The organism is uncultured Sphingomonas sp., from assembly GCF_964021865.1.
Taxonomy (GTDB): domain Bacteria; phylum Pseudomonadota; class Alphaproteobacteria; order Sphingomonadales; family Sphingomonadaceae; genus Sphingomonas.
In genome coordinates this window covers 69698-80691 of record NZ_CAXIAM010000008.1, presented here as the reverse complement: position 1 = coordinate 80691, position 10994 = coordinate 69698, and the positions used below count along the sequence as shown (strand labels likewise).

Annotated in this window: 9 protein-coding genes; 5 read left to right on the top strand and 4 right to left on the bottom strand. The window is 67.6% G+C overall.

What is annotated here, in order from left to right:
• The 3 genes from AADI75_RS03820 to AADI75_RS03810 all read left to right on the top strand — a co-directional run.
• Nucleotides 1–1794, top strand: a 1794-nt coding sequence (locus AADI75_RS03820; RefSeq protein ID WP_341207719.1) for a ribonuclease E/G, incomplete at its 5' end; no start/stop codon positions are given.
• Nucleotides 1795–2255: 461 nt separating this feature from the next.
• Complete coding sequence (locus AADI75_RS03815) at nucleotides 2256–3605, top strand: M48 family metalloprotease (protein ID WP_341207718.1); 1350 nt, start codon at nucleotides 2256–2258, stop codon at nucleotides 3603–3605.
• Nucleotides 3606–3610: 5 nt separating this feature from the next.
• Nucleotides 3611–4312: a DsbA family protein gene (locus tag AADI75_RS03810; protein WP_341207724.1), complete on the top strand. Its 702-nt coding sequence runs from the start codon at nucleotides 3611–3613 to the stop codon at nucleotides 4310–4312.
• Here the strand turns inward: AADI75_RS03810 and AADI75_RS03805 are convergent.
• On the bottom strand, nucleotides 4309–5328 hold the full coding sequence (locus AADI75_RS03805) for a hypothetical protein (protein WP_341207717.1): 1020 nt from the start codon (nucleotides 5326–5328) through the stop codon (nucleotides 4309–4311). The two genes, AADI75_RS03810 and AADI75_RS03805, sit on opposite strands and share 4 nt — an antisense overlap.
• Before the next feature lie 138 nt (nucleotides 5329–5466).
• On the opposite strand from AADI75_RS03805, the gene AADI75_RS03800 reads away from it, so the two are divergent.
• On the top strand, nucleotides 5467–6396 hold the full coding sequence (locus AADI75_RS03800; RefSeq protein WP_341207716.1) for an ABC transporter ATP-binding protein: 930 nt from the start codon (nucleotides 5467–5469) through the stop codon (nucleotides 6394–6396).
• Nucleotides 6393–7154: an ABC transporter permease gene (locus AADI75_RS03795; protein WP_341207715.1), complete on the top strand. Its 762-nt coding sequence runs from the start codon at nucleotides 6393–6395 to the stop codon at nucleotides 7152–7154. The genes AADI75_RS03800 and AADI75_RS03795 overlap by 4 nt, the downstream gene beginning before the upstream one ends.
• A gap of 118 nt (nucleotides 7155–7272) precedes the next feature.
• Here AADI75_RS03795 and AADI75_RS03790 read toward each other — a convergent pair whose 3' ends face one another.
• The 3 genes from AADI75_RS03790 to AADI75_RS03780 form a co-directional block, all read right to left on the bottom strand.
• Complete coding sequence (locus tag AADI75_RS03790) at nucleotides 7273–7671, bottom strand: Dabb family protein (RefSeq protein WP_341207714.1); 399 nt, start codon at nucleotides 7669–7671, stop codon at nucleotides 7273–7275.
• Between the two features lie 152 nt (nucleotides 7672–7823).
• Complete coding sequence (locus tag AADI75_RS03785) at nucleotides 7824–8123, bottom strand: hypothetical protein (RefSeq protein WP_341207713.1); 300 nt, start codon at nucleotides 8121–8123, stop codon at nucleotides 7824–7826.
• Nucleotides 8124–8134: 11 nt separating this feature from the next.
• Entirely contained in the window at nucleotides 8135–10975 is a 2841-nt protein-coding gene (locus tag AADI75_RS03780; RefSeq protein WP_341207712.1) for a pitrilysin family protein, read from the bottom strand.
• Nucleotides 10976–10994 lie beyond the last annotated feature (19 nt).

Sequence of the window (10994 nt, the reverse complement as noted above, 5' to 3'; positions counted from 1 at the left end):
GGCGACAGCGACCTGATGAAGCGCGCGATCCGCGACATCTACAACAAGGACATCGACGAGGTCATCGTCGAGGGCGACGACGGCTATCGTCAGGCGCGCGAATTCATGCGGCTGCTGATGCCGACGCACGCGCGAAAGGTGAAGCATTACAGCGACCCGGTGCCGCTCTATCAGCGCGCGGGCGTCGAGGATCAGCTCGCCGCGATGTACCATCCGGTCGTCCAGCTCAAGTCGGGCGGCTATCTGGTCATCAACCCGACCGAGGCGTTGGTGTCGATCGACATCAACTCAGGGAGGTCGACCCGCGAGCACAATATCGAGCAGACCGCCACCGCGACCAACCTCGAAGCGGCGCAGGAAATCGCGCGTCAGCTTCGTCTGCGCGACATGGCCGGGCTGATCGTCATCGACTTCATCGACATGGATAACGGATCGAACGTCCGTAAGGTCGAGAAGGCGATGAAGGAGGCGCTCAAGAACGATCGCGCGCGCATCCAGGTCGGCCGCATCTCGGGCTTCGGCCTGATGGAAATGAGCCGTCAGCGGCTGCGCACCGGCGTGCTCGAGGCGTCGACGCGTCCCTGCCCGCATTGCGAAGGCACCGGCTTCGTCCGTACCGCTTCGTCGTCGGGCCTGTCGGCGCTGCGGCTGATCGAGGACGAAGCGGCGCGCGGGCGCGGCTCGGTCCTGACGCTGCGGTGCAGCCAGGAAGCGGCCTTCTACGTGCTCAACCGCAAGCGTGCGGACATCGCCGAGATCGAGGATCGCTACGGCGTCACCGTCGAGATCATCCCTGACGGCGAGGAGGAAGGCGCGCGCATGTCGGTCGAGGCCAGCGGCCCGCCGCCCGCGCATCCGCCGAAGTTCGATCGTCCGATCGTCGAAGAGCCCGAGGACGATCTGGTCGAGGACGAGATCGACGAGGAGGAAGAGGCCGAGGACGAGGACACCGTCGAGCAGGTCGCCGCGCCAGAGGGCGAAGGCGGGCGTGGTGGCCGTCGCCGCCGTCGTCGTCGCGGGCGTCGCGGTCGCGATCGGGTCGAAGGTGAGGAGCAGAACGGCGAGGCCGGCGAGGAAGACGCCGACGAGGCCGAGCCGGTCGAAGCGGCCGAGGCCGAGGCCGAGCCGGACACCGCAGTCGACGCCGACGCCGGCGAGGAAGCCGAGCGCGAGGGCGGTCGTCGCCGGCGTCGCGGGCGTCGCGGTCGCCGTCGTGATGGCGAGCGTGGTGGCGAGCAGGCTGCCGAGCCGACGGCTGATGACCAGGTCGAGGTCGTCGATGATGCCGTGATCGAGCCCGAGCCGGTAGTTGCCGACGCGGTCGTCGAGGAAGCGCCCGCGGTCGAAGAGCCCGCCGCGCCGAAGACGCGTCGCCGTCCGCGCGCCCGTGTCGCCGCCGAGCCGACCCCGGCGCCGACCGCGCGCCGTGGCCGGAAGCCCGCTGCGGCGCCTGCCCCGGAACCGGTCGCCGTCGAGGAACCGGTCGCCGACGAGGCTCCCGCCAAGCCGAAGCGCACGCGCCGCAAGAAGGTCGCCGAACCGGTGGTCGACGCCGGCGATGTCGGTCCGGTCAACGACGGCCTGCCCGCCCCCGAGCCGGTTGCCGAGGAAGCCCCGGCCAAGCCGAAGCGCACCCGTCGCAAGAAGGTCGCCGAAGAGACCGCGCCCGAGCCGGCGGCAGCGGACGAGCCGGCGGCGGACGAAGCGCCTGCCGCCGAGGAACCGGCCGCCGACGCCGACCCGTCGACCGCACAGCCGCGCCGCGGCTGGTGGCAGCGCACGTTCGGCGCATAATGCGATCGGCCGGGCTTCAGCGGCGGTTCAGTCGAACCGCCGTAAGGCCCGGCCGATGAGCTTCATTCGTCTGCATCTTCATCGTCATTGCGAGCGTAGCGAAGCAATCCAGGGCGTCCTGATCCGGCCCTGGATTGCTTCGCTACGCTCGCAATGACGAAGGCAGACTTCCGGCCGATGTCTTCGCGCTCCGAGGCCCGCTCCGCGCGTCGCACGATCGCCGCCTCCACAACCATCGCTCTGGACGCGACCCACTCCTTTCCGTTCGTGCTGAGCCTGTCGAAGCACGTGCCCCGGAACGCACCCCGCCCGGTAGACAGCCCCGCCGCGCTTCCCGCCGTCATTGCGAGCGGAGCGAAGCAATCCAGCGCCACACCAGGACGCCCTGCCTCGCGTCGCGTCGTTTGCAATAATGGGGCGAGGGGTTCCGGCTCATGTCGTCATGCCATAAGACCCGCCCCATGCGCCGCCTGATCGCCGCCGTCGCCGCCACCGTCCTGCTCCTCGCACAACCCGCGCAGGCGCAATCGCTGCTGCGCGATGCCGAGACCGAGGCGCTGCTCAAGGACATGTCCGCACCGCTCGTCACCGCCGCGGGCCTGCGCCCCACTGACGTGTCGTTCGCGCTGGTCAACGACGATTCGATCAACGCCTTCGTCGCCGGCGGACAGACCGTCTACATCCACACCGGGCTGCTCCAGCAGGCCGACAGCGCCAATCAGGTGCAGGGCGTCATCGCCCACGAACTCGGCCACATCGCCGATGGCCATGTCATCACCAGCGCGCAGGGTCAGAAGCCCGCGATGGGCGTCTATCTGCTTTCGATGGTGCTTGGGCTGGCCGCGATGGCGGCGGGCGGCGGCGAGGCGGGCGCCGGCATCCTTGCCGCCGGGCAACAGGTCGCGATGGGCAAGTACCTCGCCTTCAGCCGCGTGCAGGAATCGACCGCCGATGCCTCGGCGGTGCGCTATCTCGACACCGCCGGGATCACCGGCAAGGGGATGCTGGAGTTCTTCAAGAAGCTGCAACAGCAGGAATATCGCTACGGCACGAAGAACATCGATCCCTTCATGCAGTCGCACCCGCTGTCGGGCACGCGCATCCAAACGCTGACCGCCGATCTGCAGGCGTCGAAGGCGTGGGGCAAGCCACCCAACAGCACGCTTCAGGAACGCTTCCTGCGCGTCCGCGCCAAGCTCGACGGCTATCTGATGCCGCCGCCGCAGGCGCTCCAGAAATATCCCGACAGCGATCAGACGGTGTATGCGCATTACGCGCGCGCCTACGCCTATCACCGCGCCGGCTATCCCGAGAAAGCCGATGCCGAGGCCGAGGCGCTGGTCGCCAGGGAGCCCGACGATCCCTATTTTCAGGAGATCATGGGGCAGATCCTGCTCGAAGCCGGCAAGCCGAAGCTCGCGCTCGCGCCGCTCAAGCGCGCGACCGAGGGCTCGCGCGCCAATCCGCTGATCGCCACCACCTATGGCCATGCGCTGATCGCGACCGAGGACCCGGCGAATTATGACGAGGCGAAGCGCGTGCTGCGCACCGCGGTGGCACGCGACGACGAAAATCCGTTCGCCTGGTTCCAGCTCGGCACCGTCTATGAGCTGACGGGCGACGAGGCGCGCGCCGCGCTGGCGAGCGCCGAGCGCGCGAGCATGATGGGCGACGACCGCACCGCCGGCGACCGCGCCCGCTTCGCGATGGCGGGTATTCCCAAGAACACACCCGACTGGATCCGCGCGCAGGACATTGCGATGACCGCGCAGAACGCCGTCGACAAGAATGGAAAGAAGAAGCGCCGTTGAACCGGATGATGGTGTTGGGGCTCGTCGCGATCGGACTGTTGTTCGGCGCCGGCGGCATGTGGCTCGCGGATCGCGCGGCGCCGGTGGCTGCGTCGGACGAGGCGCGCATCGGCCGCGTCGTACGCGAATATGTCCTGGCGCACCCCGAACTGATCCCGGAGGCGATCGAACGGCTGCAACAGCGCGACGCGACCCGCGCGATCGCTGCTAATCGCGGTGCGATCGAGGCACCCTATGGCAACGCATGGATCGGTAACCCGAACGCTGATGTCACCCTCGTCGAGTTTTACGACTATAATTGCGGCTTCTGCCGCGCCAGCCTGCCCACGATCGAGAAACTGGTCGCCGCCGACAAGAACCTCCGCGTCGTTTTCAAGGAACTGCCGGTGCTCGCCGACAGCAGCCGCGCCGCCGCCCGCGCCTCGCTCGCCGCCGCATCACAAGGCAAATTCAAGGGCTTCCACGACGCGCTCTACGCCGCCGGCCCGGTCAGCGACGCGACGATCGCGCAGGCCGCCCGCGCCAGCGGCGTCGATCTGTCGAAAGCGCCCGCCGACACCGAAGAAGCACTAAGCACCAACCTCGAACTCGCTCAAAAGCTTGGAATAAGTGGCACCCCCGCATGGGTGGTCGGCGATCAATTGCTCAGCGGCGCACTCCCGCTCGATCGCCTGCAGGACGCCGTGGCAAAGGCGCGCGCGTCCTAGCGGCGATCCGCTCCCTGCCCCAACCGCCACCGCAGCATCCGCACGAACGCCTCCGGCTCGTCGAGCCGGAACGCCACGCGCACGACGGCCGGCTTGCGGCGCAAGATGGACCGTGCCGGCAGCGGAATACGCAGCCGCAACACCACGTTAGGCCACGCCAGCAACGCCGCGTTGAGCGTCGCGGCGTCGCGGATTTCCTCGCCGCGCACATCGCCATCAACGCCGACGATCGCTTCCAGCGGCACGAACCGGTCGATCAGGAAGCCGGCACGCACCCGCACACCGTCGCGGGTCAGCAGGATCGGGCGGAACCGGAACGACTTGATGAGCCCCACCAGATAGACGAAGCCGACATCGCTCAGCACGAACATCACCACCGCGCCCGCTCTGCTCCAATGCGCGAGCAACAGGTGATAGACCGCCACTTCAATCGCCGACAGGATCAGCAACGCCGCGCACATCGGGGCAAGGTGGCGGTGATAGGCAAAGCCGCGCGCCGCGGCGGGGACATCCGGGGGCCCACCCCAGCGGAACAGGGCGAGATGCAACACCGTCAGCTCGGCCGTCGCGAGGCGGACCAGCATCGGCGGTAACAGCGCCGATGCCGCCCGCTCGCATCGTTCGCGCCTTCCCGCGGCTGGCGCGCGCCACGCCCGCCCCGCCGACCGCCCCGCGACCGCGACATGCCCGAGGATGACCGCCGCCATGATCGTCACCAGCCACGGCATCGCCCACAGCGTCGCGCGCAACGCCGGCGGCGCTCCCACCACGACGGTCAGGCACGCCCCCGCAAGCGTCCCCAGCACCACCCGCACGGTCGGCTTGCGATCCGTCCGGGCGAGCAGCGCCAGTGTCATCGTGTCGGCAACGATCCACAGGAACAACAGCAGCGCCGGCAGCGGATAGGCGGCGGCGAGCGTGGTCCGCGCCGCCAGCCCCGCGCCCGCGACGATGGCGACGGGCGCCACGATCGTCGCGATCCGTCGTCCGCTGCGATCCGCCGTCACCGCCGTCATCCGCTCTACCTCAAGGTCATAACGCCATCATCTTCCCATAGACTTCCCATCCCGTCATCACCATCTGCGCACCACAAAACAGGGTCGGACGAACCGTCGACGATCCCGGGCGTCGATCGTCAGCAACAAGGGGGCGCAATGCCGGAACCGATTCTCACCGTCGCAGGTGTGTCGAAGACCTACAAGAACGGCCCGACCGCGCTCGGCACGGTCGACCTGACCGTCAACCGCGGCGAGATCTTCGCGCTGCTCGGGCCGAACGGCGCGGGCAAGACGACGCTCATCAGCATCATCTGCGGGATCGTTACCCCCAGCGCCGGTACTGTCACCGTCGCCGGGCATGACGTGACCCGCGACTATAAGGCCGCGCGCCGCGCGATCGGACTGGTGCCGCAGGAGCTGGCGACCGACCAGTTCGAAAGCGTACTCGCCACGGTCACCTTTTCGCGGCGGCTGTTCGGCCGCTCGGGCCATTCCGACTATATCGAACAGGTGCTGCGCGACCTGTCGCTGTGGGAAAAGCGGCATGCCAAGATCAAGGACCTGTCGGGCGGGATGAAGCGCCGCGTGCTGATCGCCAAGGCGCTGGCGCACGAGCCGCAGATCCTGTTCCTCGACGAGCCGACCGCCGGCGTCGACGTCGCGCTGCGCCGCGACATGTGGAAGCTGGTGCACCGGCTGCGCGAACAGGGCGCGACGATCATCCTGACCACCCATTATATCGAGGAAGCCGAGGAGATGGCCGATCGCGTCGGCGTCATCACCGGTGGCAAGCTGCTGCTGGTCGAGGAAAAGAACGCGTTGATGGCCAAGCTCGGCAAGCGCCAGATGGACCTGACCCTGGTCGAACCGATGACCGCGATCCCGCCGGCCTTGTCCGACTGGCCGCTGACGATCGAGGACGAGGGGCACACCTTGCGCTACATCTTCGATGCCAAGGCCGAGGATACCGGCATCCCGCGGCTGCTAGAACGACTGGCGCAGCAACATATCGCCTTTCGCGATCTCGAAACGCGCAAGTCGAGCCTTGAAGACATCTTCGTCGATCTGGTGGGAGAACGCGCATGAACCTGCATGGGATCTGGGCGATCTATCGCTTTGAGATGGCGCGGTTCGGGCGGACGATCTGGACCAGCCTCGCGACGCCGGTCATCACCACCACGCTCTATTTCATCGTCTTCGGCGCGGCGATCGGGTCGCAGATGCGCGGCGTGGACGGCGTCAGCTACGGCGCGTTCATCGTGCCCGGGCTGATGCTGCTGACGATCTTCTCGGAGAGCATCTTCAACGCCAGCCTCGGCATCTACATGCCGAAATTCACCGGCACGATCTACGAATTGTTATCGGCTCCCCTGTCGCCGATCGAAACGGTGCTCGGCTATGTCGGCGCGGCGGCGACCAAGTCGATGGTGATCGCGCTGGTGATCTTCGCCACCGCGCATCTGTTCGTCGATCTGCATGTCGCGCATCCGCTGCTGATGCTACTCTACCTGCTACTGGTCACCGCCAGCTTCGCGCTCTTCGGTTTTTGCCTCGGCATCTGGGCGAACGGCTTCGAACAATTGCAGGTGATCCCGCTGCTCGTCGTCACCCCGCTGACCTTCCTCGGCGGCGCCTTCTACTCGCTCGACGTGCTGCCCGAACCGTGGCGGACGGTGACCTTGTTCAACCCGGTCGCCTATCTCATCAACGGCTTCCGCTGGACGTTCTTCGGACAGAGCGACGTATCGTTCGTGACGTGCATTGCGGTGACGCTGGGGTTCGCGGCGCTGTGCCTTACCGCGGTGGTGACGATCTTCCGCACCGGCTGGCGCCTGAAGAGCTGATCGCGCGCATCGTCACCCGCCGAAAGAAGCGGGATGCGGGATCAAGTCCGGAACGACGAAGCCAGACAGGTGGCCGATGAACGTCGATCGGCCGCGGCGCCGCTAACCGGCCGCCCGGTCAGTCGACCCGCAACGTGTCGTAGACCGTTACCTTGCGCCACAACGGCTCGCACTCGGCGACGAACTTCTGGTGGATCGGATGGTCCTGATAGGCCTTCTGGTCGGGCACGCTGTCGAAGAACATCAGCTCCGAAACCTGATAGCTGCCGTCGACCACGTCGCGCGCCTCGGTATCCGCCGGCACGCCGATATGCAGCGCCCGGATCACCGGGATCGCCGCCAGCGTGCGCAGCCCGGCGATCAGGCGGTCGCGATCGGCGGTCGAGGTCGGATTCTTGAGCCAGAAGAACACATGATGCACCACCTTGGCCGGGACCGGCGCGGCGGTCGCCTGCGCCTCGCCACCCGAAAGAGCGCCAACCATCCCCGCGCCGCCGATCGCCATCATCGCCATCATCTCCCTGCGTCCCGCATCCACGACCTGTCTCCCGTACGTCGCAGCGGGATGTGCCTTGCGCGGCAAGGACTTGCCAGCGCCAAATAGTCGTACGGCGCGGCAGGATCGCTCCTGCCGCGCCGTACGTCAGCCCGGAAAAGGCCGGTCCGCGCTCAGGCGGTGCGCGTCCCTGACAGCGGGAAGCTGCCGAACGCACCCGCGCCGACGCTGCCGGTGATCGTGTCGCCGTCCACCGTCGCGGTGATGTCGAGCGTCATCGGCATCGGCACCGTCATCTGCTGCTTCCAGGCCAGCGTGTTGCCGTCGACGGTGCCGTTGACGTCCGACGCCCCCATCGCGCCCGATGCCTGCCCGGTGAACGCATCGCCCGACTGCGTGACGGTCAGCGTCAGCTTCTGATCGCCGAGCGGCGACTTCACCGTGCAATCGTAGGTACCATCCACTCCGGCCATCGTGTTACTCCTTACTTGGCGGCGCGCGCCGGAGGCGTTCCGGCCACCGCGGCAGCCGGCATGACCTCGACCGGCAGGCCCAGCGAGTCAAGCTGCGGCTTCACCTTTGCCGCCTCGCCGACCACCACCCAGACGAACTTCGCCGGATCGATCGCCGCCTTGGTCGCGGCGGTCACCTGCGGCAGCGTCAGCGCACGATATTTCTGCGTGATCGTCGCATAATAATCGTCGGGGCGCTTGTAGAGGTCGTTGGCCTGCATCGCGGTCAACACGTCGTCCGAGGTCTCGAAATTGCCCGACAACGAGCGCGTGCCGGCGTTGATCGCGCGGGTGAACTCTTCCTGCGTCATCGGCTTGCTGGTCAGGAACTGAGTCACGTCACTGCGCAGCGCCGCGACCGACGGGCCGGTCTGGTCCGCCTGCACCGGCGCGTACATCACATAGGGCGCCGCCTCGGCGTTGCGGCTGAAATTGCCGCGCACCCCGTACGACCAATGCTTGTCCTCGCGCAGGTCCATATTGAGCCGCCCCAGGAAGCTGCCGCCCAGCGCGTCGTTGCCGACCTGCACCGGCAACAGATCGTCGGTGCCCTTCAGCCCGGTCTGCACGCCTGCCGCGATCATCGACTGCGGGCTGGCGGGGCGGTCGACCAGCACGATCCGCGGCGATACCGATGTGACCGCGGGCGGGAACGTCTTCGCACCGGCCGCACCGGCCGGCTTCCAGTCGCCGAACCGCGCCTCCATCACCTGCCGGATCTCGGCGAGCGGCCGGTCGGAGACGACGAAGATCTTCGCCTTGTCCGGCCGCAGCCACGCCTGCTGGAATGCGATCAGCTCGGCGCGGGTCAGCCCCTGCACCGCTGCCGCATCGCCCGCTCCCTGCGCCTTGGCGTAGGGCGAGCCCGGGCCCACCAGCTTCGGCAGCACACGCTGCACCAGGCCTTGCGGGCTCGTCAGCTCCTGCGCGATCTCGGCGAGTTGCTGCGACTTGACGCGCGCCAGCTCGCTCTCCGGGAAGGCGGGCGTCCGCGCGATGTCTGCCCACAATTCCGTACCCGCTTCGAGGTTGGCGCTCGGCACGCGCAGCGACAGCGTCGTGCGATCCGGGCTGCTCCCGCTCGAGATCGATGCGCCCAGCCGCTCGCGTGCCTCGGCGATCTGGATCGAGTTGAGCCGCTTCGTGCCCTCGTCCATCATCGCCAGCGTCAGTTGCTGCGTGCCCAGCTTGTCCGCGACATCGGCGGCAACCCCCGCGTCGAAGCTGAGCACCGCCTGCGTGATCGGCACCACCGAACGATTGGCGTAGACCAGCTCGATGCCGTTCGACAGGCGGGTACGCTCGACGGTCGGGAACGACAGTCCGGCGACCTCGCCGACCGCCGGGATCGGGCCGCGCGTGCCCTTCGCCGGCGGTTCGGGTGCCTCGACCACCTTGGCCGGCGGCACCGCCTTCGATTCGGCATAAGCGTCGCGATCGCCGTTGACGATGTCGAGCTGGTAGGACGGGCGCGTCAGCCATTTGGCCACCGCCGCCTTAACGGTTGCCGGACTCTGCGCCGCCAGCGCGGCCAGCTGCTTTTTGTAGAAGCCCGGATCGTTCGAATACAGCGCGCCTTCGGCCAGCGCGGTCGCCTTGCCGCCGAAGCCGCCGACCGCCTCCAGCCCGTCGATGCGGTTCGACACCGTGCTGGTCACGTAGCGGTTGACCTCGTCCGCGGTCGGACCGTTCTTGACGAAGTCGGCGACCAATTGGTCGATCCGCGCCGAAACGGTCGCGGGATCGACGCCGGGGCGGACGATCGTGGTGATCTGGAAAGTGCCGACCTGCGCGAACGGCTCATATTCCGCCGACGCCTGCACCGCCAGCTTCTCGCCCTTCACCAGCACGTTGTCGAAGCGCGAACTGGCCAGCCCGCCGAGCACGCCCGCCGCGACTTCCAGTGCGGCGGCGTCCTTGTCGTTCAGGCCGGGCACCGCCCATTCCTTCATGATGAGGGTCGCAGCGACGCGGTCCTTCATCACTTCCTTCGCCGGCCCCGGCAGCGATGCGGGGATCGGCGCGGGCGGCGCGACGCTCTTCGGCCCGGCGGCGATCGCGCCGAAATACTTCTCGACCAGCGGCCGGGCGGTTGCGACATCGACGTCGCCCGCCAGCACCAGCACCGCATTGTTCGGCCCGTAATGGCCCTTGAACCAGTTCTTGACGTCGGCGAGGCTCGCCTGGTCGAGATCGGCCATCGAACCGATCGTCGTATGGCCATACGGATGCGTCGCGGGGAACAGCCCCTCGGTCGCCTTATAGCGGAGCAGGCCATAAGGCTGGTTGTCGCCTTGCCGCTTCTCGTTCTGCACCACGCCGCGCTGCTCGTCGAGCACGCCCTGCGTGATCGCGCCGGTCAGATAGCCCATCCGGTCCGACTCGAGGAACAACGCGCGCGCCAGCGCCGCGGTCGGCACCGTCTCGAAATAATTGGTGCGGTCGAAATAGGTCGTGCCGTTGAAGTCGGTCGCGCCGACCTGTTGCAGCGGCTCGAAGAAGTCGCCCGGCGCGTTCTCGCTGCCGTTGAACATCAGATGCTCGAACAGATGCGCGAACCCGGTCTTGCCCTGCGGTTCGTGCTTCGACCCGACATCGTACCAGACGCTGACCGCGACGATCGGCGCCTTACGGTCGGTATGGACGATCACGCGCAGTCCGTTCTTCAGCGTAAACTGCTGATACGGAATGTCGACCGCCTTCACCAGCTGCGACACCGGCGCGGGCGCGGCAGCCGGAGTGTTCTGAGCCAGAACGGGGGTCGTCAAAGCCGCCAGTGCCGATCCGGCAGCCAGGAATGCGCGATAAGCCAACGTTGATGCTCCCCCGGGG

Bases quoted from the DNA above. Each gene is read 5' to 3' on its own strand.
- AADI75_RS03815 (WP_341207718.1), top strand. From the start codon at position 2,256: ATGCGCCGCCTGATCGCCGCCGTCGCCGCCACCGTCCTGCTCCTCGCA.
- AADI75_RS03810 (WP_341207724.1), top strand. From the start codon at position 3,611: ATGATGGTGTTGGGGCTCGTCGCGATCGGACTGTTGTTCGGCGCCGGC.
- AADI75_RS03805 (WP_341207717.1), bottom strand. From the start codon at position 5,328: ATGACGGCGGTGACGGCGGATCGCAGCGGACGACGGATCGCGACGATC.
- AADI75_RS03800 (WP_341207716.1), top strand. From the start codon at position 5,467: ATGCCGGAACCGATTCTCACCGTCGCAGGTGTGTCGAAGACCTACAAG.
- AADI75_RS03795 (WP_341207715.1), top strand. From the start codon at position 6,393: ATGAACCTGCATGGGATCTGGGCGATCTATCGCTTTGAGATGGCGCGG.
- AADI75_RS03790 (WP_341207714.1), bottom strand. From the start codon at position 7,671: ATGATGGCGATGATGGCGATCGGCGGCGCGGGGATGGTTGGCGCTCTT.
- AADI75_RS03785 (WP_341207713.1), bottom strand. From the start codon at position 8,123: ATGGCCGGAGTGGATGGTACCTACGATTGCACGGTGAAGTCGCCGCTC.